21 protein-coding genes are annotated in these 20,403 nt (G+C 63.9%); 10 read left to right on the plus strand and 11 right to left on the minus strand.

Features of this window, described 5'->3' with window-relative positions:
• The first annotated feature begins 40 nt into the window (after nucleotides 1-40).
• On the plus strand, nucleotides 41-1,150 hold the full coding sequence (locus C7K55_RS06555; RefSeq protein ID WP_106502628.1) for a GGDEF domain-containing protein: 1,110 nt from the start codon (nucleotides 41-43) through the stop codon (nucleotides 1,148-1,150).
• Nucleotides 1,151-1,164: 14 nt separating this feature from the next.
• On the opposite strand, the gene C7K55_RS06560 is transcribed toward C7K55_RS06555, so the two are convergent.
• From C7K55_RS06560 to C7K55_RS06570, 3 genes are read right to left on the minus strand one after another with little or no spacing between them, the layout of a single operon-like run.
• Entirely contained in the window at nucleotides 1,165-2,046 is an 882-nt protein-coding gene (locus C7K55_RS06560) for a transglutaminase family protein (protein ID WP_106502629.1), read from the minus strand.
• Complete coding sequence (locus C7K55_RS06565) at nucleotides 2,031-2,990, minus strand: alpha-E domain-containing protein (RefSeq protein ID WP_106502630.1); 960 nt, start codon at nucleotides 2,988-2,990, stop codon at nucleotides 2,031-2,033. The genes C7K55_RS06560 and C7K55_RS06565 overlap by 16 nt, the downstream gene beginning before the upstream one ends.
• Complete coding sequence (locus C7K55_RS06570) at nucleotides 2,984-4,423, minus strand: circularly permuted type 2 ATP-grasp protein (protein ID WP_106502631.1); 1,440 nt, start codon at nucleotides 4,421-4,423, stop codon at nucleotides 2,984-2,986. Before C7K55_RS06570 ends, C7K55_RS06565 begins: the two co-directional genes overlap by 7 nt.
• A gap of 144 nt (nucleotides 4,424-4,567) precedes the next feature.
• Between C7K55_RS06570 and C7K55_RS06575 the strand changes: the two genes are divergently transcribed.
• Nucleotides 4,568-5,083 carry a PilZ domain-containing protein gene (locus C7K55_RS06575; protein WP_106502632.1) on the plus strand — a complete coding sequence of 172 codons (516 nt, stop codon included), beginning with the start codon at nucleotides 4,568-4,570 and terminating at the stop codon, nucleotides 5,081-5,083.
• Here C7K55_RS06575 and ureC read toward each other — a convergent pair.
• The 4 genes from ureC to C7K55_RS06595 are packed head-to-tail and all read right to left on the minus strand — an operon-like array spanning nucleotide 5,080 to nucleotide 8,412.
• Nucleotides 5,080-6,804: an urease subunit alpha gene (ureC, locus tag C7K55_RS06580; RefSeq protein ID WP_106502633.1), complete on the minus strand. Its 1,725-nt coding sequence runs from the start codon at nucleotides 6,802-6,804 to the stop codon at nucleotides 5,080-5,082. The two genes, C7K55_RS06575 and ureC, sit on opposite strands and share 4 nt — an antisense overlap.
• Before the next feature lie 11 nt (nucleotides 6,805-6,815).
• Nucleotides 6,816-7,133, minus strand: coding sequence for an urease subunit beta (locus C7K55_RS06585; protein ID WP_106502634.1), 318 nt, complete (start codon nucleotides 7,131-7,133; stop codon nucleotides 6,816-6,818).
• 12 nt (nucleotides 7,134-7,145) lie between these two features.
• Nucleotides 7,146-7,448 (minus strand): urease subunit gamma, encoded by a 303-nt coding sequence (locus C7K55_RS06590; RefSeq protein ID WP_106502635.1) that lies wholly within the window; start codon nucleotides 7,446-7,448, stop codon nucleotides 7,146-7,148.
• Between the two features lie 37 nt (nucleotides 7,449-7,485).
• Entirely contained in the window at nucleotides 7,486-8,412 is a 927-nt protein-coding gene (locus C7K55_RS06595; protein WP_396094839.1) for an urease accessory protein UreD, read from the minus strand.
• Between the two features lie 36 nt (nucleotides 8,413-8,448).
• Here C7K55_RS06595 and ureE point away from each other — a divergent pair, with 36 nt between their 5' ends.
• The 8 genes from ureE (at nucleotide 8,449) to urtE (ending at nucleotide 15,514) form a co-directional block, all read left to right on the plus strand.
• Nucleotides 8,449-8,940, plus strand: a complete 492-nt coding sequence (gene ureE, locus C7K55_RS06600) for an urease accessory protein UreE (protein WP_106502730.1) — start codon at nucleotides 8,449-8,451, stop codon at nucleotides 8,938-8,940.
• Nucleotides 8,930-9,571 (plus strand): urease accessory protein UreF, encoded by a 642-nt coding sequence (locus C7K55_RS06605; protein ID WP_106502636.1) that lies wholly within the window; start codon nucleotides 8,930-8,932, stop codon nucleotides 9,569-9,571. Before ureE ends, C7K55_RS06605 begins: the two co-directional genes overlap by 11 nt.
• 9 nt (nucleotides 9,572-9,580) lie before the next feature.
• Nucleotides 9,581-10,177 carry an urease accessory protein UreG gene (gene ureG, locus C7K55_RS06610; RefSeq protein WP_106502637.1) on the plus strand — a complete coding sequence of 199 codons (597 nt, stop codon included), beginning with the start codon at nucleotides 9,581-9,583 and terminating at the stop codon, nucleotides 10,175-10,177.
• A 119-nt stretch (nucleotides 10,178-10,296) separates the two neighbouring features.
• A complete protein-coding gene (urtA, locus tag C7K55_RS06615) occupies nucleotides 10,297-11,592 on the plus strand; it encodes an urea ABC transporter substrate-binding protein (protein ID WP_396094840.1) in 1,296 nt (431 codons plus the stop codon).
• Between the two features lie 99 nt (nucleotides 11,593-11,691).
• Nucleotides 11,692-12,849: an urea ABC transporter permease subunit UrtB gene (gene urtB, locus C7K55_RS06620; protein ID WP_106502638.1), complete on the plus strand. Its 1,158-nt coding sequence runs from the start codon at nucleotides 11,692-11,694 to the stop codon at nucleotides 12,847-12,849.
• A 3-nt stretch (nucleotides 12,850-12,852) separates the two neighbouring features.
• A complete protein-coding gene (urtC, locus tag C7K55_RS06625) occupies nucleotides 12,853-13,995 on the plus strand; it encodes an urea ABC transporter permease subunit UrtC (protein ID WP_106502639.1) in 1,143 nt (380 codons plus the stop codon).
• A 20-nt stretch (nucleotides 13,996-14,015) separates the two neighbouring features.
• Nucleotides 14,016-14,765, plus strand: coding sequence for an urea ABC transporter ATP-binding protein UrtD (gene urtD / locus C7K55_RS06630; RefSeq protein WP_106502640.1), 750 nt, complete (start codon nucleotides 14,016-14,018; stop codon nucleotides 14,763-14,765).
• Nucleotides 14,762-15,514: an urea ABC transporter ATP-binding subunit UrtE gene (gene urtE / locus C7K55_RS06635; protein WP_241518232.1), complete on the plus strand. Its 753-nt coding sequence runs from the start codon at nucleotides 14,762-14,764 to the stop codon at nucleotides 15,512-15,514. The genes urtD and urtE overlap by 4 nt, the downstream gene beginning before the upstream one ends.
• Before the next feature lie 23 nt (nucleotides 15,515-15,537).
• Here urtE and C7K55_RS06645 read toward each other — a convergent pair whose 3' ends face one another.
• Genes C7K55_RS06645 through queC form a run of 4 tightly spaced genes read right to left on the minus strand, consistent with a single transcriptional unit; the run spans nucleotide 15,538 to nucleotide 20,375 of the window.
• Complete coding sequence (locus tag C7K55_RS06645) at nucleotides 15,538-17,514, minus strand: APC family permease (RefSeq protein WP_315856796.1); 1,977 nt, start codon at nucleotides 17,512-17,514, stop codon at nucleotides 15,538-15,540.
• A 7-nt stretch (nucleotides 17,515-17,521) separates the two neighbouring features.
• Nucleotides 17,522-18,388, minus strand: coding sequence for an aminotransferase class IV (locus C7K55_RS06650; RefSeq protein WP_106502643.1), 867 nt, complete (start codon nucleotides 18,386-18,388; stop codon nucleotides 17,522-17,524).
• Nucleotides 18,385-19,722 carry an anthranilate synthase component I family protein gene (locus C7K55_RS06655; protein WP_106502644.1) on the minus strand — a complete coding sequence of 446 codons (1,338 nt, stop codon included), beginning with the start codon at nucleotides 19,720-19,722 and terminating at the stop codon, nucleotides 18,385-18,387. Before C7K55_RS06655 ends, C7K55_RS06650 begins: the two co-directional genes overlap by 4 nt.
• Nucleotides 19,719-20,375, minus strand: a complete 657-nt coding sequence (queC, locus tag C7K55_RS06660) for a 7-cyano-7-deazaguanine synthase QueC (protein WP_106502732.1) — start codon at nucleotides 20,373-20,375, stop codon at nucleotides 19,719-19,721. Before queC ends, C7K55_RS06655 begins: the two co-directional genes overlap by 4 nt.
• Nucleotides 20,376-20,403: the final 28 nt, after the last annotated feature.

Consider the following 20,403-nt stretch of genomic DNA (forward strand, 5'->3'; position numbering starts at 1 on the left):
GCTGTTGGTGGCTCTCACAGGGGCTGCTGGATCAGCATTAATGGCTCTTCTTGCGGGATCCTTGGTGCTCTCATACAACGCCAGGGAAATTGAGCGGAGTGCCACCAATTTGGAGCGGATCCTCAGCGCGAGCATGACTGGCTACCGCCCGTTGCACGATCTGCAGCGGGATTTGCAGCGAGCAGCTGTCAATCAGGGCCTAGAGAGCGCCCTAGTTGTAGATGCTCGCGGGGTTGTGTTGGTGGCCTCAAATAATGCCTTGGTGAACCTGCCCCTGCCCCATGTGTTGCAGCTGACCGGTGAGCAGCCTTTGAGGGCGTTATTCACCGATTGCCCTAGTAAAGACGGGGTGGTGAGCTGTCTCAACCAGGACCGGCGCGTTTTTGTAGGTCCCCTGCCCTGGCTTGGTGGCGATTTCTTAGTGACGATGCGGCAGTCACCGCTGGCTCTGGAGGGCCAGGGGGGTGGTTTTGGCGATCGAGCCACGCTGATCACCGTTGTCAACCTGGACGCTCAGCGTAATGAGGCGCTTACTTTTGTGCTGCTGGTGTTTATTGCTGGCACCTTGCCCCTGATCTTTGGCTCCCTGGGTTTGTTGTTGATGCTGCGGCGCCACTTACTGCCCCAGTTGCTCAATATGGCTCAGATTGATGCCCTTTCTGGCATCTTTAATCGCCGAACTTTTATGGAGACTGCTAGAGAAGTGCTCGCTAAGGCGCGGCAAGTGGGTGTGCCTTGCTCCATGGCTTTGATCGATGTGGATCACTTCAAAGCTATCAACGACAACAATGGTCATGAAGTGGGGGACCAGGTGATTCGCCACGTCTCTAAGTTTTTGGCTGAGGCAGGACGCAGCACAGACCTGGTGGGGAGATTAGGTGGAGATGAATTCATAATCCTGTTGCAAAATCCCCGCGACCGAGCTGTGCAGATGTTGGATCGCACTCGTCAGCAGTTGCAGGTGAGCCCGCTGCGCAAGCACGACGGCGGCGTGGTGGAGGTGGAGCTTTCCGTTGGAGTTGCCTCTACGGCAGGTGCCAGCGGCTTCGACTTGGAGTTGTTAATGGCCGCTGCCGATGCCGCGCTTTACGTGGCTAAGGATCGTGGCCGCCATCAGGTGGTTTGTCTGGAAATGGAGGACACCCAATAGCAGGCACCTTATGCCTAGGCGGACTGCATGGTTGCGGCCGGCTCTTGGATGTCTGCCTCAATGCTCCATTCCAGCAGGCTTTCGACGCCATTCGGCCCCGAAAAGCTGCCGGTGACTGCGGCGGTCAGCTCCGGTCTGGAGGAGGTGGCCAAGGTGATGTAGCGATCGTCGATCACGCCTATGCCGCTCGGATCAAAGCCCCGCCAGCCGGCACCTGGCAGATACACCTCGGCCCAGGCGTGCAGGTCGTAGCTGTCCGGCTTTGGTTCCACCAGGTGGTAGCCGCTCACGAAGCGGGCCGGTAAACCCACGCAGCGACAGGCTTCCACCATCAGCATGGCCAGATCGCGGCAGGATCCCACCCTTTCCTTGAGGGTGCGGCCGGCGGGCCAGGCCGGACCCACGTGTCGCTGGGTGTATTTGACCCGGTCTTGGATGATTTCTACCAGCTGTTGCAAAAACATCAGCGCCCTTTGATCGCTGCCCATCAGCGCTTCCTGGGCCATGTCCACCGCGGCTGGGTCGTGCTGGCCGTTGGGTAGCCAGCCCTCCAGGCTGCCGGCCAGGTCACCGTTCAGGTGGCCCACTGGGTAGGGCAGCATCGGTTCGTTGCCCTCCAGGCAAACCTGCAGCAGCGGTGCCGGTTCCGTTTCCACCAGGCTGCTGGCCCGCACTATGAACACATCTGTTGGCCCATTGAATCGGGCCCGCAGGATTTCATCGCCGCTGGCTGCCACCAAGGGGTAGAGCCGCCCAGGCTCCGGCGTCACTACCAGCTGGAAGTCCAGTAGCCGCTGAAAGCCGTGGCCCCGTGGCTTGAGGCAGAACCGGTGCGGACCCAGCAGCACCGGGGCGCTGTAGCGGTAGGTGAAGGTGTGGGTTACGCGGGCACGCATGCGTGGTCGGCGATGAAGTAGCGCTGTTCGATCAGATCATGGAGCCGGTTGAGGTCGCTTTGCAGGCCGTCGATCGACTCGTGCAAACCTCCCGCAATCAGTTCATCGATGCGGCTGTAGCTCCAGCGGGCCAGGGTGAGGCCGCTGAGGCATTCGAGCTCGTCTGGAGCTCCTGGCACCGCCTGGCCTCGCACGATTCTCAAGGTTTCGTGGATGCGCTCCAGGCAGTAGCGCACCGAGCGCGGAAAGATCGGGTCGAGCAGCAGGAAGCTGGCCACCGCCTTGGGTTCGATCGCCTGCTGGCGCGATTGACGGAACATTTGATAGGCCCCAGCGCTGCGCAGCAGGGAGATCCACTGCAGTTCATCGAGCACGCCGCCCACCTCATCAGGTGAAGGCAGCAGCAGGAAGTACTTCACATCGAGGATGCGGGTGGTTTTTTCAGCCCGCTCCAGCACCCGCCCCAGGCGGCTGAATTGCCAGGAGAGGTCGCGGCTGAGGGTGGCATCCGTGATGCCATAAAAAAGTTGGCAGGCCCGGCGGATGTCCCGAAGTTGCTCCTGGGGAGGCTGACCCCAGAACCACTTGTTGTCGAACAGGGTCCAATAGATGTCGTTGAGCTGCTCCCACATTTCGGTGGTGATTACATCGCGGATCTGGCGAGCGTTTTCGCGGGAGATGGCGATGCAGTTCACCACGCTGTTGGGATTGGCCTCGGCCCGCACCAGAAATTCCACCACCTGCTCCGGGCGTCCTTCTGGATAAAGACGGTCGAAGAGTTCCCGATCACCACTGGCATCAACCAGGGGCAGCCAGGGCTCGGCGCTGCCGGGCGGGCAGTCGAGGGCCATCGCTTCGCTCACCTCCACAAACCGGGAGATGTTTTCGGCCCGCTCCACATAGCGGTTGATCCAATAAAGGGAGTCGGCGACGCGGCTCAGCATGGTTGTTCACTCACGATCCAGGTGTCCTTGCAGCCGCCACCTTGGGAAGAGTTGACCACCAGGGAACCGCGGCGCAGGGCCACCCGGGTGAGACCGCCCGGGCTTACCCAGGCTCCCCTGCCGCGCAGCACATAGGGCCGTAGATCCACGTGACAGGGGAACAGTTCGCCCTCGCTCAGCGAGGGCACGGTGGAGAGCTCGAGGGTGGGCTGGGCTACGTAGTTGCGGGGATCGGCCTGGATCTTGACGGCAAACTCGGCGATCTCCTCGCTGCTTGCGTGGGGGCCGATGAGCATGCCGTAGCCACCGGCTTCGGCCACCGCTTTCACCACCAGCTCACTGAGGTGGGCCAGCACGTAGGCCCGGTCATCCTCCCTGGAGCAGAGGTAGGTGGGTACGTTTTCAATTATTGGATCTTCGCCGAGGTAGTAGCGGACCATCTCCGGCAGGTAGGCGTAGATCAGCTTGTCGTCGGCTACGCCGGTGCCTGGTGCGTTGGCGATTGCCACCCGGCCGGCCCGGTAAGCCGCCATCAGGCCCCGCACCCCCAGCATCGAATCGCTGCGGAATACGGCCGGGTCGAGGAAGTCGTCGTCGATGCGCCGGTAGATCACATCCACCGCTTCGGGCCCGGCAGTGCTGCGCATCCACACCCGGTCGTCCTGGCAGATCAGGTCGCGGCCCTCCACCAGCTGGATGCCCATCTGCTGGGCCAGGTAGCTGTGCTCGAAGTAGGCGCTGTTGAACACCCCGGGGGTGAGCAGCACCACCTTGGGGGTATCGGTCCAGGGGGCCAGCTCCCGCAGGGTCTGCAGCAGGTGGGAGGGGTAATCGTCGATGGGTTGCACGGTGCGGCCGGCAAACAGGCTCGGGAACATCCGCTTCATCACCCGGCGGTTTTCCAGGAAGTAGGCCACGCCGGAGGGACAGCGCAGGTTGTCTTCCAGCACTCGCCAGGTGCCCTGGCCATCGCGCACCAGATCCAAACCGGAGATGTGGCACCAGCGGCCCAGGGGCGGCTGGAAGCCCTGCAGTTGGGGTCGCCAGCCCTGGGAGCTCTCCACGTCCTGCCGCGGAATTACGCCGTCGTTCAGGATTTTTTGGGGTCCATAGACATCGGCCAGAAATAGGTCGATCGCCTCTAGCCGCTGGAACAGACCTGCCTCGAGGCGTTGCCAGTCCGCGCTACCGATCAGCCGCGGCAGGGGGTCGAAGGGAAGGATGCGCTCACTCCCCTGGCGGCCCGAGTCATTGAGGCGAAAGGTGGCCCCCAGCCGCCGCAGCAACACTCCAGCGGCCGCGTGATTACGGTTCAGTTCATCGAGGCCCAGCTGGCCCAGGGAGGAGAGCAGGGGCCGCAGGGTGCTGCGGGGTTGGTCAGGTGCACTGAAGTATTCGTCGTAGCCCCGATTTGGTCTGTATTCCCCAAACATGCTCCATCACCTGCCATGGGGGGATCATGTCCACCCGTTGGGTTGACGCCGGTGTGGGTTGATACGGAAGGCCAGCTCCGTCCATGGCCTCTATCTTCCTTCGCCAGTAGGGTGAAGTAATGGCAGCTCCCCGGCGCTTTTGTTATGCCCAGCCATCTCCCTAATCCTGCTGGCGATGCCTCCAGACGGCCTGGTGTCTCCTGGGTAGAACCCTTCGGTAAAGATCCAGGGGGCAATGAGGCCGAAACAATCCTTACTGGGGATGAACACCTAGAAATCCTGGGTCCCGTCGATTGTCAGCGCCGCTATGAAAGGTTGGTGGCGCCTCCCTGTCCTCCGGTGCTGATTCAGCTGCCCAGCCCAGGCAGTGAAGCTCGCACCGAGTGGTTTTATGCCGACATCCTCGACATCAGTCTCGGTGGCTTGTGCCTGCTGATCTCCGGAAACCATGACTTACAGGTAGGTCAAACACTGCAGGTTGATTTCAATGTGCATCGGACCACCGACTTGCATCGGGTGGCGGGTTTTGTGCGTTGGTTTGTTCGCTCCGGCACCTTTACCACCATGGGGGTGGGCTTCAGCGAACCCCTGCCCCAGCTTCCCCAGCTGCTGCCGGAGCGGCGCAATAGCCCGCGCGAACCCAAAGTGGTGGCTGATTAGAGCAAGAAGTAGCGCTGCGCCATTGGCAGCACATCGGCTGGTTCGCAGCTGAGCAGCACCCCATCGGCGAACACCTCATAGGTCTGGGGGTCAACCTCAACATTTGGCAGGGCCGTGTTGTTTTTCATTGAGGCCTTGCCGATGTCGCCGCGGGTGTTGGTCACGGGCACGCAGGGGCGTTTGAGGCCCAGCTGGCGGGGTAGGTCGGCATCGAGGGCTGCCTGGCTCATGAAGGTGAGGCAGCTGGGGGCCAGGGCGGCCCCAAAAGCGGCAAACATCGGCCGGCCGTGCACCGGTCCGGGGGTGGGGATCGAGGCGTTGGCATCGCCCATCTGGGCCCACACGATTGAGCCGCCCTTGATCACCAATTCCGGTTTCACCCCGAAAAAGCCCGGCTTCCACAACACCAGATCGGCCAGTTTGCCCACCTCCACCGAACCGATCTGGGAATCGAGCCCGTGGGCGATCGCCGGGTTGATCGTGGTTTTGGCGATGTAGCGCTTCAAGCGGGTGTTGTCGTTGCGGCCTCCAGATGAAGCGGCGTCTTCGGGCAAGGCGCCGCGCTGCACCTTCATCTTGTGGGCGGTCTGGAAGGTGCGGGTGATCACCTCGCCCACCCGGCCCATGGCTTGGGAGTCGCTGGCAATGATTGAGAAGGCGCCTAGGTCGTGGAGGATGTCTTCGGCGGCAATCGTTTCGCGGCGGATGCGTGATTCAGCGAAGGCCACGTCTTCCGGGATGCGCGGATCCAGGTGGTGGCAAACCATCAGCATGTCGAGGTGCTCCTCGAGCGTGTTGCGGGTGTAGGGGCGGGTGGGATTGGTGCTGCTGGGCAGCACGTTGGCCTCGCCGCAGATCTTGATGATGTCCGGGGCGTGGCCGCCGCCGGCCCCCTCGGTGTGAAAGGTGTGGATAGTGCGCCCGCCGATGGCGCGGATCGTGTCTTCCACAAAGCCCGCCTCGTTGAGGGTGTCGGAGTGGATGCACACCTGCACGTCGAAGCGATCGGCCACCGTGAGGCAGCAGTCGATCGCGGCTGGGGTGGTGCCCCAGTCTTCGTGCAGCTTGAGGCCGCAGGCGCCGGCGCGCACCTGCTCCTCGATCGCTTCAGGAGTGGAGGCGTTGCCCTTGCCGTAGAAGCCCAGATTCACCGGCAGGCCCTCGGCGGCCTGCAGCATGCGGGCCAGGTGAAAGGCGCCCGGGGTGCAGGTGGTGGCGTTGGTGCCGGTGGCCGGGCCGGTGCCGCCCCCCAGCAGGGTGGTTACACCGCTGGCCAGGGCCGTTTCAATCTGCTGCGGGCAGATGAAGTGGATGTGGGTGTCGATTGAGCCGGCGGTGAGGATGTGCCCCTCGCCGGCGATCGCTTCGGTGCCCGGGCCCACCACGATCGTCACGCCCGCCTGGGTGTCGGGGTTGCCCGCTTTGCCGATGGCGCAGATGCGGCCGTCGCGCAGGCCGATGTCGGCCTTGACGATCCCCCACCAATCCAGGATCAGGGCGTTGGTTATGACCGTGTCCACGGCGCCCTGGCTGCGGGGGGTCTGGCCCTGGCCCATGCCGTCGCGGATCACCTTGCCGCCGCCAAACTTCACCTCATCGCCATAGACGGTGAAATCCTTTTCCACCTCCAGAAATAGTTCGGTGTCGGCTAGGCGCAGCCGATCGCCGGTGGTGGGGCCGTAGGTCTCGGCGTAGGCGCGGCGGGAGATGCGGTATGGCATGTGGAAAAGGGTTAATCGAGCGGTCCGTTGACCAGGCCGTTGAAGCCGAAGACGCGGCGCTCGCCGGCGAAGGGCACCAGCTGCACCTCGCGGCTGTCGCCGGGCTCGAAGCGAATAGCCGTGCCGGCGGGGATGTCGAGCCGCAGGCCGCGGGCGGCGTCGCGGTCAAATTTGAGCGCGCTGTTGGCTTCGTGGAAATGGAAGTGGGAGCCCACCTGCACGGGCCGGTCGCCGCTGTTGGCCACAAGCAGCGTTGTCACGGGCCGGCCGGCGTTCAGCACGATCTCACCGGGTTCGGGCAGTAGTTCACCAGGGATCAGGGGGGGCATGGTTTTCGGTGATCAGCGGATCGGGTCGTGCAGGGTCACGAGCTTGGTGCCGTCGGGAAACATCGCTTCGATCTGCACTTCGCTTACCAGCTCCGGAATGCCCTCCATCACCTGTTCACGGCTCAGCCAGGTGCTGCCCTCGGCCATCAGGGCGGCAACGGTCTTGCCGTCCCGGGCGCCCTCGATCACCTGGAAGCTGAGCCAGGCAACGGCCTCGGGGTGATTCAGCTTGAGGCCGCGGTTGAGCCGCCGCTCCGCCAGCAGGGCGGCGGTGACGATCAGCAGCTTGTCCTTTTCCTGGGGGGTTAGGTGCATGGCCCAACTTTGGCAGCTTTAGGGCGCCTTGACCCGTTCAGCCTGAACCCAAGGGCTGTTCCTGGAAGGGCCATACCCGCGGCAGTTCTGGGGCGCTGAGGCCGCGTGCGGCCCGGATCCGGGCCCATACCCTGGTGAACCAAAACCGGGCTGCCTGACTGGAAGGGCCGCGGTAGCGGGCGATCAGGCCCTGATCCAGGGCTCCGCAGGCCAGGTCGCCCTCCAGCCCCTGGCGGTCACTGCGGCAGTTGGCCAGTAGCTGGGCTAGGGCAGCGGCCCCCAGGGGCTGCGGCGCTGCCCACACCAGCGATCCCAGTACCGGTTGGCCCGCCATGCCGTGTTCTGCAGCGAGGCTGGCGCCGCTGATTTCCAGGGGATCCACCAGCTCCCAGCGGCGACCTTCGGGGCCGCGGCGACAAACCTGCAGCCGTGAACGCCAGCAGCCCTGGCCCAGGGTTTCGCCGGCGGCGCTGCGGCCCAGCCGTACGACGTCCATGCCCAGCCAGCTGGCCCCCGCCGCCAGCTCCACCGTGAGGTTCTGCTCCAGCAGTCCGCCGGCAAACAGCACCAGCTCCTGGGGCAGCCATTCCAGGTCGCTGCCGGCTTCAAGGCTGAAGTGCAAACTTTGGCGGGCCCACTGGCCCTGCGGCACCAAACGGGACCGCCCCACCGTGCCATACACTTTCTGGGCCGCCACGCTGGTGAGCAGGGCTTGGCTACCTGGGGCGAGGTGGGCCCGCAGGGTGAGTTGGTCGCCCCCCACCAGGCCGCCGGCGGTGTGCAGGAGGGGCAATTCGCAGCGGCCGTCTACCTGGGGGTAGGCCCGTTGCAATTTCAGAGGGGATGTAGCCCAGCCCTGATGCACCGTGACCGGCGGCTCTCCCGGACTGCCCTGCCGGGCCGTGAACTCCAGCTCAGCGGCGCCGTGCCAGCGGCCTGCCGCAATGGTGTTGGGATGATTCACCAGGCATGCTGTTTAGAGACCATGGTGCACCCGGCGATGGCCAGCTCCGAGCCTGCTGACCGGCCTTTGGTGCTGCGTGAGCGCGGGCTGGCCGCCAGCCCGGGGGCCGTTCCTGCCTTGGTGCTTGCCCTTTCGGCGGTGGAGCGCACCCAGCTGCGGGGGTTGCGTTGCACAGCCTGTGGCAGGCAGGTGCTGCTGCAGCTGCCCCGGGGGGCAGCCCTGGAACCTGGTGAGTGGCTGGCCGCCACGGTTGCTGAACCGCTGGTCCAGGTGCGGGCGGCTGCGGAGGAGCTGTTGCAGGTGCGCAGCGCCGATCCCCTGGCCCTGCTCCAGGCCGCCTATCACCTTGGCAATCGCCACGTGGCCATGGAGATTAGGGCTGGTGAGTTGCGCCTGCTCGCCGATTCCGTGCTGGCCCACCTGCTGGAGCATCGCGGCCTGCAGGTGGGCCAGCTGCAAGCTCCCTTTCAGCCCGAGTCCGGTGCCTACGGCCCCATCCACGGCCACAGCCATAGCCATGACCACTAGCCGGTTGCGCTTGTTTCAGCTGATCAGCCCAGCGCTGCCGGTGGGGGCCTTCAGTTATTCGGAGGGCTTGGAGGTGCTGGTGCAGCGCGGGCTTTTGCTGGACGGGGCTGGGGTCAGGGCCTGGCTGGAGGCTGAGCTGCAGCGCGGCACCTTGGTGCTGGAGGCGGCCAGTTTGCCCGGTTTGCTGGTGGCTGAGGCAGCCGAATTGCGCGAGCGCGATAGCTGGTTGCTGGCCCTGCGGGAGGCGGCGGAGGTGCGCGCCCAGCAGCGCCAGATGGGCGCTTCGCTGCTTGGGCTACTAGCCGACCTCGGCTTCAATCCGCCCGCCTTGAACCTGGCCTGGCCGGCAGCCTTTGCCCTGGCGGGCCGCGCCTTGGAGGTTGGCGCCACCGAGCTGGTGGAGGCCTATTTATATGGCTGGGTGGCAAACCAGCTCAGTGCGGCGTTGCGGCTGGTGCCTCTTGGGCCTACCGAGGCCCAGCGCCTGCAGCTGGGTTTGGCGCCTTTGATTGCCAAGCGGGCCCTCGAACTGGCGGCTGCCGATCCCGATCAGCTCTGGAGCGGTGGTGTGGGTGCGGGTCTGGCCCAGTTGCGCCACGTCGAGCTGTACTCCAGGCTGTTTCGCAGCTGAGCGGATCGGATGAGCAAGCTGCGGGTGGGCGTGGCCGGGCCGGTGGGCTCGGGCAAAACCGCCCTGGTGGAGGCCCTCTGCCGGCGGCTGCGCGATCGCCTGCAGCTGGCGGTTGTCACCAACGACATCTACACCCAGGAGGATGCCCAGTTCCTCACCCGAGCTGGGGCCCTTGAACCCGAGCGCATCCGCGGCGTCGAAACCGGTGGCTGCCCCCACACCGCCATCCGCGAGGACTGTTCGATCAACCGGGCGGCGGTGGCCGAGCTGGAGGCGGCCTTCCCCGATCTGGATCTGGTGCTGGTGGAGAGCGGTGGCGACAACCTGGCCGCCAGCTTCAGCCCCGAGCTCGTGGACCTCTGCATTTATGTAATCGATGTGGCCGCCGGCGACAAAATCCCTCGCAAGGGCGGCCCGGGGATCACCCGCTCAGACCTGCTGGTGATCAACAAGATCGACCTGGCGCCCATGGTGGGAGCCAGCCTCGAGGTGATGGCAGCCGACACCGAACGCATGCGCCCTGGGCGCCCTTGGTGCTTCACCAACATCCGCAGCGGCGAAGGACTTGAGGCGGTAGAGAAGTTTTTGTGGGCCCAGCTGCCCTAATTGGCTTGCTTTTTAGGGAACCGTAGCAACCACTACAAAGCCAAAGTGTGACTACTGGATACCTTCCACCTACCGCTAAATCGCAGCGGGACATTCAGCGGTTTTCCGTAGGAGTTTTTATGAAGTCTTTCCTGATGCGCAAAACCACCATGCGTTATGTCGCTGGTGCTACGGCGATGGCAGCCAGCCTTTCGCTGGTGGCCTGCGGCGGCGGCGGCGAAAAAGCCTCTGGCGATTTCGACGGTGAAGTGAAGGTGGGGATTCTGCATTCCCGCTCCGGCACCATGGCCATCTCCGAAAACACGGTGGCTGAAGCTGAGTTGATGGCGATCGAGGAGATCAACGCCAAGGGCGGGATCACCATCGATGGCAAGAAGCTGAAGATTGTTCCCGTCGAAGAGGATGGTGCCTCTGATTGGCCCACCTTCGCTGAGAAAGCCAAAAAACTGATCGATCAGGATCAGGTGGCTGTGGTGTTTGGTGGCTGGACCTCAGCTAGCCGCAAGGCGATGCTGCCTGTGTTTGAGGCCAAGGATCACTTCCTCTTCTATCCGATCCAGTACGAAGGTCAGGAGTGCTCCAAGAACATCTTCTACAGCGGTGCTACACCCAATCAGCAGGCTGAGCCGGCTGTCTCCTGGCTGCTCAAGAACAAGGGCAAGGACTTCTTCCTAGTGGGCTCCGATTACGTGTATCCGCGCACCGCGAACACGATCATGAAGGAGCAGCTCAAGGTTGAGGGCGGCAATCTGGTGGGTGAGGACTACCTGCCGCTTGGAAACACCGAGGTGGCTCCGATCATTGCCAAGATCAAGCAGGCCCTGCCCAAGGGTGGCGTGATTGTCAACACCCTGAACGGTGACAGCAACGTCGCCTTCTTCAAGCAGATGAAGGCTGCTGGCATCACCCCTGCCAATGGCTACTCGATCATGAGCTTCTCAATTGCTGAGGAGGAGGTTGCGGCAATTGGCCCCGAATATCTGGAAGGCACCTATGCGGCCTGGAACTTCTTCCAGAGTCTCGACACCCCGGCTTCCAAGAAGTTCACTACTGATTTCAAGGCCAAGTACGGCGAGAATCGGGTCACCAACGACCCGGCTGAATCCGCCTACAACATGGTCTACCTCTGGGCCGCTGGAGCGGAGAAGGCCAATAGCGTTGACGACAACGCAGTACGCAAGGCGCTAATCGGTGTGACTTTCGATGCCCCCCAGGGCAAGATCGAGGTGCAGCCCAATCACCACACCACCGAGCTGGTGATGATTGGTGAGGTCCAAAAGGACGGCATGTTCAAGATCATCGAGAACAAGGGTGTGCTCAAGCCGATTGCCTGGAACCAGTTTGTTCCCGAAACCAAGGGATACACCTGCGATTGGACCCAGGATCGTCCTGATGCTGGCAAGTTCAAGATGTGAGCCTTCGGCTTTCCTATTGACTTCAGGTGGGGGGAGCTTAGCTCCCCCTTTTCACTTCGTTTTTCTTTTTCTTTCCCTTGCCGAGCCCTGTTGGGCGCCATGGATCTTCTTTACGACACACTCTTCAATGGCTTAGCCATCGGTTCGGTGCTGGTGCTGGCCGCCCTTGGCTTGGCCGTAGTCTTTGGCTTGATGGGGGTCATCAACATGGCCCACGGCGAGTTGATGATGCTCGGGGCTTACACCACCTTCGTGGTGCAAAACCTATTTAAAAATGGCCCTCTGGCGGGTCTTTTCCCCATCTACATTTTGGTGGCGATACCGCTTGCTTTTTTAGTGAGTGGTTTAGCTGGCTTGCTGCTAGAAAAAACCGTGATTCGGCGCCTATATGGCAGGCCGTTGGAAACTCTCTTGGCAACTTGGGGGGTAAGCCTGATTTTGCAGCAATTTGTGCGCTCCGTGAGCAGTGCTTTTGTTGTGGGGCTTGTGGTGGCCGTGGCCCTGGGGTTGCTAGCACCACGGCTGTGGCCCAGCTCCTGGGCTCAACGGCGCTGGACCCCATTGCTTGCAGTGGCTAGCTGGGTAATTTCTGGCCTAATTGGCATCATCTTGGCTAACGGGCTAGGTGGTGTTCGGGTGTTGGATCAGCCTTGGTTTAGCGCTCGCAACCTAGACGTCACTGCTCCGCTTTGGTTGCGGGGTTCGGTTGAACTTGGCGGTGTAAATATGCCAACGGCACGCTTGTTCATTGTTGCTCTTACGGCGATTGCCCTTGTGGCGGTCCATTGGTTTCTGCAGAAGAGCGTTTGGGGGATTCGCATCCGGGCCGTTACCCAAAATCGTTCGATGAGCGACTGCCTGGGGATTCCCACCGAAACCGTCGATGCGCTCACCTTTTTGGTGGGATCGGGCCTTGCTGGAGTGGCTGGAGTGGCTGTGACTTTGCTTGGCTCGGTGGGCCCAAACCTTGGCGGCAACTACATCGTTGACTGCTTCATGGTGGTGGTGTTGGGTGGGGTTGGCAAACTTCTCGGCACGGTTGTAGCGGCCCTGGGTATTGGAGTGCTCAGCTATGTGATCGGCTCTGGCTCCCTACTGCTGCTCTGGCCAGCTATGCCAGCTGGCCTCAATGAGCTGATCACATTTTTTGCCACCACCTCGATGGCAAAGGTGCTCGTGTTTGCTCTGATCGTCGTGTTCCTGCAGTTCAGGCCCGCTGGCCTGTTCCCGCAGAAGGGACGGCTGGTGGAGGCCTGATCCATGGCGAAATTGCGCACCTGGTTGCCGTGGCTGCTGCTTGTGGCAGCAGCGTTGATCTTGCCGGCGATCTTGCCGCCGTTCCGGCTCAACCTGCTGGGTCGGTTTTTGTCCCTGGGAATCGTGGCCCTGGGTATAGACCTGATCTGGGGTTTTACTGGCATGCTTAGCTTGGGTCAGGGCATCTTCTTTGCCCTAGGTGGCTATGCCATTGGCATGCATTTGCAGCTTTTGTCTCTGGCGCCTGGAGAGTTGCCTGAGTTTTTCGGGCTTTATGGCGTTAAGCAGCTCCCTGTTTTTTGGCAGCCATTTCAGTCTTTTGTGTTTACGGGCTTGTGTGTTTGGGTGTTGCCCGCCTTGGTGGCAGGTGTGCTTGGTTATTTAGTTTTTCGCAACCGCATCAAGGGGGTCTACTTTTCGATTCTTACCCAGGCGGCCCTGCTGGTCTTTTTCAACTTTTTTAATGGCCAGCAGAAGTTGATTAATGGCACCAACGGCCTCAAAACTGATACCGCGCGGATCTTTGGGGAGCTCGTGGGCAGTGATGCCATGCAGCGCAACCTTTTCTGGCTCACTGTGGTGTTCGTGATGGCTGCGTGGTTGCTCTGCCGCTGGCTCACCCGTGGTCGCTTTGGCGATGCCTTGATCGCCATCCGCGATGACGAGCCGCGCCTGCGCTTCACCGGCTACAACCCCACGGCTTACAAAACCCTGGTGTTTGCCATTGCCGGAGCCATGGCTGGCGTGAGCGGTGCCCTCTACACCGTGCAGTCCGGCATTGTGTCGCCCCAATACATGGCAGTGCCTTTCTCTATTGAGATGGTGATCTGGGTGGCGGTGGGTGGCCGCGGCACCCTGATTGGAGCAGTGCTTGGTGCCGTGTTGATCAACTACGCCAAGAGCCTGGTGAGTGAACAACTGCCGGAAACCTGGCTGTTTATCCAGGGTGGTTTGTTCCTATTGGTGGTCACGGCGCTGCCTGATGGCTTGGTGGGTTGGTGGCGTCAGGGTGGCCCGCGCCATATCAAGGCCATGGTTGGCTGGCCAGCATTGGCGCCCACTTATCCCGGCTTGGATCTCGACCCTGCGGCGCAGGCGGAGCGCCAGGCCTTTAGGTCCGATCTTCCTCCCGGAGGTGCCCCATGACTGCGTCTATTGCGGTCCCTTTGGTCGCCCCGTTGCTGGAGCTACGCGGTGTCAGCGTCAGCTTCGATGGTTTTTGGGCCCTCAACGATCTCAACCTCTCCCTGGCACCCGGCGAGCTGCGGGCTGTGATCGGCCCGAATGGTGCGGGTAAAACCACCTTCCTTGATGTGATCACAGGCAAGGTGCGCCCCACCAAAGGCGACGTGGTGTTTCGAGGGCGCTCGTTGTTAGGCATCGCCGAGCACCGCATCGCTCGGCTCGGAATTGGGCGCAAATTTCAGACCCCGCGCGTTTACCAAAACCTCAGCCCTCGCCGCAATCTGGAGCTGGCTGTTAAGGGCAGCCACTCACCTTTCAATCTGCTACTTGGCAGCCTCGATAGCCGTCAACGCCAGCGGGTTCAAGAGTTGCTGGCGGTGGTTGGTCTCGAGGCGCATGCCTCCCGGCGGGCCGGCAGCCTTTCCCACGGCCAGAAGCAGTGGCTTGAGATCGCCATGTTGCTGGCCCAAGACCCTTATGTGCTGCTGGTGGATGAGCCGGTGGCCGGCCTTTCCGAGGAGGAGACCGAGCGCACCGGTGCTTTGCTGCGCAGCCTTGCGGGCGACCACACCGTGCTGGTGATCGAACACGACATGGATTTCATTCGAGAGCTCGATTGCCCTGTAACCGTGCTGCATGAGGGTCACGTGCTCTGTGAGGGCACGATGGAGACGGTGCAGAGCGATCCCCGCGTGATCGAGGTTTATCTCGGCGTTGAGGACGACGTATGACTGCTTCTGCCACCATGACAACCCAACCCCAGGGCGAGGCCAGCCGCTTGCTAAGCGTGCGCGGGCTCAACGTCTATTACGGGGAGAGCCATATTCTCCGCAACGTGGATCTATCGATCGCGCCAGGTCAGATGGCCTGCCTGATCGGGCTCAATGGAGTTGGCAAAACCACCCTGCTCAAGTCGATCATCGGCCTGGTGCCCCAGCGCAGCGGTTGCATTGAGCTGGCAGGCAGCGACTGCGGCGGCCTAGCCCCCCACCGCCGCGCCCGGGCGGGCATTGGCTATGTGCCCCAAGGGCGGGAGATCATCCCCCAGCTCAGCGTGCGCGAAAACCTGCTGCTGGGTCTGGAAGCCCTGCCGGGGGGTATGGGTCGCCATCGCCATATCGACCCGCTGGTGTTTGAGCTATTCCCGGTGCTGGAGAAGTTTCTGGCTCGCCGTGGCGGTGATCTCTCCGGTGGTCAACAGCAGCAGCTGGCCATTGCCCGGGCCCTGCTTGGCAAGCCCCGTCTGTTGCTGCTCGATGAACCCACGGAGGGCATTCAGCCCTCGGTGGTGCTCGACATCCAGCGGGCCGTGAGCCGCATCATTCGAGAGACTGGCATCTCGGTGTTGCTGGTGGAGCATCACGCCAGTTTTGTGCGCCAATCCGACTGTTATTACGCCATGCAGAAGGGCGGCATTGTGGCCAGTGGCGCCACGGCCGATCTCAGCTCGGAGATGATCCAGCGCTTCTTGAGCGTTTGAGGCTATAGATAGGATGATCAAAGTCAGCTAGAAATCTGATGCGTCCTTCCCTTGTGGCGGTCTTCGCGGCCGGTCTGTGCAGCACCACCCTGGTTGCCGGTTTGGCTCCAGTCCAGGCCCAAACCTGCCAGTTCCTGGCGCCAGTGGGTGGCGACGGTACCACCAACATCATCACCAAAACGATTGGTGCAGGCAATCCCTTTGGCCGCCCCAACTGGAACACCGATTTCTTCGTCACTCAGCCCTACGGCAGCTACAAGTTCTTCTTCACCGCCAACTCCTCGGTGAGTGCCACCTACCCCATCCAGGGCTATCTCAAGTTCACTGACGGCTCCAGCTTGCAGGTGATCAATGAGTCGTTTGCACCCCAGATGGGTACCGGCCGCATGTGGGGCCCCTTCCCCGCCATTCCCGGCAAAACCGTGAGCCAGCTCAACTTCAAGATTGGTGCCAGCGCAGACCAGGCGGCCACTGGTTTCACCTATCGCATTTCCACCATGGGTTGCAACTGAGGTAGGCGGGAGCTGGTGGCGATCGGAAATACCATCAGGGCCCAGATAGCTAGCGCAGCCAGCTGGGCTAAAAGGCCCAGCGGCACGCAGGTGATGGCCACGATGCCGCCGAGATACAGAAACCACCAAAGTCCATGACGTAGGTGCTGGCGATCGGCCAGGGCAAACAGCCCGGCCGGCACCAGCACGATCAGGCTGGCTCCTCGCAGGGAGCTGGTGCCGCACCAGCTGATCGCCCAGGTGGCCAGCACGAAGGCGGAGCTGCACCAGACACCGGCCCAGGGCAATCGGTAGGCCCGCTGGGCATCGGGCAACTGCCGGCGCAGGGCTATCAGGCTTACCGGGCCCATGGCCAGGGCGATCATCAAGGTGGCGGTGAGGAAGCTCACCACGGTTTGCCAGCTGGGGCCGCTGAGCAGCATCAACACCCCCATCGCCAGGCTCACTAAAGGGCGACTGAGGGTACGCCTGGCGGTTGAGCCGCCCAAAGTTGCTGGGCAGCAGCCTGCAGCGCCCCATCATCCAGCTCACCCGCGCCGAGGCGCCCATGTAGGCCATGGCGGTGGCACTGGGGGAGATCACCGCATCTAGCAGCAGCAGCCGCGCCACCCAGCCCAGGCCCAGGCCCATGGCCAGGGCCACCAGGGGTCCGCCGTGGGCGGTGAGCTCAAGTCGCGCCCAGCCGCCAGCCAGCTGGTCGGGGGGGATCGATACCAGGAAGGCCAGCTGCAGGATTAGGTAGATGCCAAGGGAGATGGCCAGACCAAGGGCCATGGCCAGGGGCACGGTGCGCTGGGGACGGCGGGTTTCGCCGGCCAGATCCATGGCGGTGCGAAAGCCCAGCAGCGAAAACAAAATCCCGCCGCTACTGATCGCCGTCACCATGCCCTGCAGGGTTTCGCCCGGGGGTAGGCGGCTGGCGGCGAGATTGCCCCAGTGGCCTGAAGCCAGCATCAGCGTGACCGAGATCACCAGGGGTACGGCCAGTTTCCAGGCGGTGAGCCCGTCGATCCAGCGGGCTAGCCAGCCCACCCCTGCCAGGTTGATCCAGGCCAGCAATGCCAGCAGGGCCGTGGCCAGGGCTAGGCCCGGAGCGCTAAGCACCTGGCCGCTGCCGCCATCGGCCGTTAGCCAGGGGAAGCTGCTGGCCAGGTATTGCATCACCGCCAGCACCTCGATGGTGGGCAGGGCCAGGTAGGCGATCCAGGCGCTCCAGCCGCCGATGAAGCCGGCGGTGCGGCCGTGACTGAGCAGGGGGATCTGGGCCAGGGCGCCGGAACTGCTCACCAGGGAGCCCAGTTCGGCAAATACCAGGGCCAGGCTGAAGGCCAACATTCCGCCCAGTAGCCAGGCGCCGAGGGCTGCTGGGCCGGCACTGCGGGCGGCGTAAAAGGGGGCAAACAGCCAGCCTGAGCCGATAGTGCTCGTCACCACGGCCAGGGTGAGGCTGCGCAGCCCCAGCTGGCGCGAGAGTTCGGAGGTGGTCATCGCCGGGTCATGGGCTGGCCTGCAGGAGTTGTCGCCAGAACGTCTCCGCCTCCTGGCTGCCGCAGCCAGATGGAGCGGGATTGGCTATCGGTCGGGCGCCCAGGTGGCTGATCGGCCGGCAGCCCAGGCTATTCAGCAGCAAAGCACCTGCACTGTTCTGTAGGTCGTCCTCGTTGACCGGGGCTTCAGTGATCAGGCCCCGATCCAGACCCCGCTGCCGCATCACCCCCGGCAGGCAGCCGCTGCTCAGGGGCGGGGTGATCCAGGAGCCCCCGCGCCACACCAGCAGATTGGCGCTGGTGCCGCAGCAGAGGCCGCCGGCGGAGCTGGCCAGCAGGGCGTCGTCGGCGCCTGCCTCCAGGGCCTGGCGGCGGGCCTGGATCGAGGCCCCGTAGGCGAAGCTCTTGCAGCGGCTCAGCAGGCTGGTGGCGCTGCGGGTTTCGGTGGCACTAACGATCACTCGCACCGGCTCAAAACACGGTTTGATGGCACTGAGCTGCAGCCAGAAGCTGGGGCTGCAGTTGCTGGGCGGGTCGATGCCCCGTGCACCGCTGCCGCGGCTCCAGTTGAGTCGCAGGGCGCCGCTGCTGCCCAGAGCCGTGCCGATGCCGCTGCGCTCGATCGCTGCAGCGATCAGGGGCTGCACGGTCGCCGCTCCTGGCGGTGGCGGCAGCCCCAGCAGCGCCGCCGAGCTCTGCCAGCGGCCCAGGTGTTCCTCCAACAGCCAGGCGTGACCTGCCTCCACCAGCAGGGTTTCAAACAGGCCATCGGCCAGCTGCAGGCCCCGATCGCTGATCGGCAGGGTCAGGGTCTGGGGCGTCCCCCAGCGCCCCTGCCCCGAGCCGTCGCCCAGCCAGGCGATCGGGGCGCTCATGCCAGGGCCTCCAGCAGCGGCTGCAGTTTCCAGCCCAACTCCTCGGCTTCGGCGGCGGGGTCGGAATCGGCCACGATGCCGCAGCCGGCGTGGGCCCGTAGGCGCTGGCCGCGCAGCAGCAGCGAGCGGATCAGGATGTTGCTGTCGAACTGGCCGTCGCTGCCAATCCTGAATAGGGAGCCGCAGTAGGGCCCCCGCGGCACCGGCTCGAGGCCATGCAGGCGCTGGCAGGCGCGGATCTTGGGGGCGCCGGTGATCGAACCGCCTGGCCAGCAGGCCCGCAGCAGGTCAATCGTGTCGAACCCCGGCTCCAGCTGGCCCCGCACCACGGAGGTGAGGTGGTGCACCTGGCGGTAGCTCTCCAGCCCTACCAGCTGGGACACCTGGATCGAGCCTGGCTTGCACACCCGGCCCAGGTCGTTGCGCAGTAAGTCGACGATCATCACGTTCTCGGCCCGGTCCTTGGGGCTGGTCACCAGGTCGGCGGCGGCGTCGGCATCGGCGTCGGCATCGCCATGGCGCGGCCGGGTGCCCTTGATCGGCCTGGTTTCCACCTGGCCGCCTTCCCCCACCCGTAGGAATCGCTCCGGCGAAGCCGACAGCACCGCCTCCCCCGCCGCCGCTCCGCCGGCGATCGCCAGGCCGCCAAACGGGGCGGCGCATAGCTCGCGCAGGCGGCCGTAAAGGCCTAGGGGATCGGCGGGCCTTAACAAGGTGTGCTCGCAGCAGGCGGTGAGATTGGCTTGGAAAAGATCGCCGGCGGCGATCCAGGCCAACACTTGCTTCACCTGGGCGGCAAAGCGCTCCGGTGGGGTGTGCCAGTGCCAGGAGGCTGGCGCGATCGCGGCCGGGGCTTGGCTCGCTGGCGCGGTGCCTAGATCAAGCCGCTCCAACAGGGCAGCGAAGCTGCTTAGCCGCGCTGGATCTTGACCCTCCAGCCACTGCTGCTGGCTGCCATGGTCAAACACCAGCACCGGGTCGTGGCGGGCGGCCCAGAGCAGGGCCATGTCGGGCGACTGCCAATGGGGTGCCGGCTCCACCCAGGCCCCGGCTTCGTAGCTGAGCCAGCCCATCCAATGGCCGCCGCCAGCGGCCAGATCGGCCAGCAGCGCAAAGGGATCACTGGCTCCGCTCTCCCCCGGTAGGCCGCGGCAGATGCGCTGCTCCAGGGGCGCCAGGCCGAGGCGGCTGCAGGGGCCCTGGGCGCTGCCATCGCTATCGAGCCACACCAGACCTTCCCTGCCCAGCTCGGCCGCCAGGGCTTGCACCAGGGGCCAGGGATCCCGCCAGGGCAGGGGGTGATGCAGGATCTCGCGGTGGCGGGGCGGGCTCATACCCCGGCTTCCAGCAGGGCGGCATCGCGGATGCGGCAGCTGTCGCACACGCCGCAGGGCTGCTCGCCGCCCTCGTAGCAGCTCCAGGTGCGCTCGATCGGCACGCCGAGCCGCCGGGCCTCTTGCACGATCCTGGTTTTGCTCCAGTTCACCAGGGGTGCCCAGAGCTGGGCGGCGTGGCCTTCGCGGCCGGACTTGCTGGCCAGCTCAGCCAGGGTCTGGAAGGCTTCGAGGTAGTCGGGACGGCAGTCGGGGTAGCCGGAGTAGTCGACAGCATTCACGCCCAGCACCAGCTTCTGGGCGCCGCGGGCCTCAGCCAGGCTCAGCGCCAGGGCGATGAACACGGTGTTGCGTCCCGGCACATAGGTGCTTGGGATCACGCCCGCCTCAACCCCGGCGCTGGGCACGGCGATGGCGGTGTCGGTGAGGGCGGAGCCACCCCAGGCGGCCAGGTTGACGGCGATGGTGTGGTGTTCAGCCAGCCCCAGGAGCGGTGCCAGTTCGGCCGCGGCCTGCAGTTCGCGGCGATGGCGTTGGCCGTAATCCAGCGACAGCCCGATCACCTGATAACCGGCTTCGATCGCCAGGGCCGAGGCGGTAGCCGAATCCAGGCCGCCGGAGAGCAGGGCGATGGCGAGGGGTGGGGCAGGCATGGGTGCGGCAGACACGGCTACTGGGCTG

It is taken from the genome of Cyanobium usitatum str. Tous, from assembly GCF_003011885.1.
GTDB lineage: Bacteria > Cyanobacteriota > Cyanobacteriia > PCC-6307 > Cyanobiaceae > Cyanobium_A > Cyanobium_A usitatum.

Coding starts and splice junctions, on each gene's coding strand:
- C7K55_RS06590 (WP_106502635.1), bottom strand. CDS start 7,448: ATGCACCTAACCCCCCAGGAAAAGGACAAGCTGCTGATCGTCACCGCC.
- C7K55_RS06650 (WP_106502643.1), bottom strand. CDS start 18,388: ATGAGCGCCCCGATCGCCTGGCTGGGCGACGGCTCGGGGCAGGGGCGC.
- queC (WP_106502732.1), bottom strand. CDS start 20,375: ATGCCTGCCCCACCCCTCGCCATCGCCCTGCTCTCCGGCGGCCTGGAT.
- ureE (WP_106502730.1), top strand. CDS start 8,449: ATGGCCAGCTCCGAGCCTGCTGACCGGCCTTTGGTGCTGCGTGAGCGC.
- C7K55_RS06555 (WP_106502628.1), top strand. CDS start 41: ATGGCTCTTCTTGCGGGATCCTTGGTGCTCTCATACAACGCCAGGGAA.
- C7K55_RS06565 (WP_106502630.1), bottom strand. CDS start 2,990: ATGCTGAGCCGCGTCGCCGACTCCCTTTATTGGATCAACCGCTATGTG.
- urtC (WP_106502639.1), top strand. CDS start 12,853: ATGGCGAAATTGCGCACCTGGTTGCCGTGGCTGCTGCTTGTGGCAGCA.
- C7K55_RS06560 (WP_106502629.1), bottom strand. CDS start 2,046: ATGCGTGCCCGCGTAACCCACACCTTCACCTACCGCTACAGCGCCCCG.
- C7K55_RS06605 (WP_106502636.1), top strand. CDS start 8,930: ATGACCACTAGCCGGTTGCGCTTGTTTCAGCTGATCAGCCCAGCGCTG.
- C7K55_RS06575 (WP_106502632.1), top strand. CDS start 4,568: ATGCCCAGCCATCTCCCTAATCCTGCTGGCGATGCCTCCAGACGGCCT.
- ureC (WP_106502633.1), bottom strand. CDS start 6,804: ATGCCATACCGCATCTCCCGCCGCGCCTACGCCGAGACCTACGGCCCC.
- urtA (WP_396094840.1), top strand. CDS start 10,297: ATGAAGTCTTTCCTGATGCGCAAAACCACCATGCGTTATGTCGCTGGT.
- urtB (WP_106502638.1), top strand. CDS start 11,692: ATGGATCTTCTTTACGACACACTCTTCAATGGCTTAGCCATCGGTTCG.
- C7K55_RS06655 (WP_106502644.1), bottom strand. CDS start 19,722: ATGAGCCCGCCCCGCCACCGCGAGATCCTGCATCACCCCCTGCCCTGG.
- C7K55_RS06585 (WP_106502634.1), bottom strand. CDS start 7,133: ATGCCCCCCCTGATCCCTGGTGAACTACTGCCCGAACCCGGTGAGATC.
- C7K55_RS06570 (WP_106502631.1), bottom strand. CDS start 4,423: ATGTTTGGGGAATACAGACCAAATCGGGGCTACGACGAATACTTCAGT.
- urtE (WP_241518232.1), top strand. CDS start 14,762: ATGACTGCTTCTGCCACCATGACAACCCAACCCCAGGGCGAGGCCAGC.
- ureG (WP_106502637.1), top strand. CDS start 9,581: ATGAGCAAGCTGCGGGTGGGCGTGGCCGGGCCGGTGGGCTCGGGCAAA.
- C7K55_RS06645 (WP_315856796.1), bottom strand. CDS start 17,514: ATGACCACCTCCGAACTCTCGCGCCAGCTGGGGCTGCGCAGCCTCACC.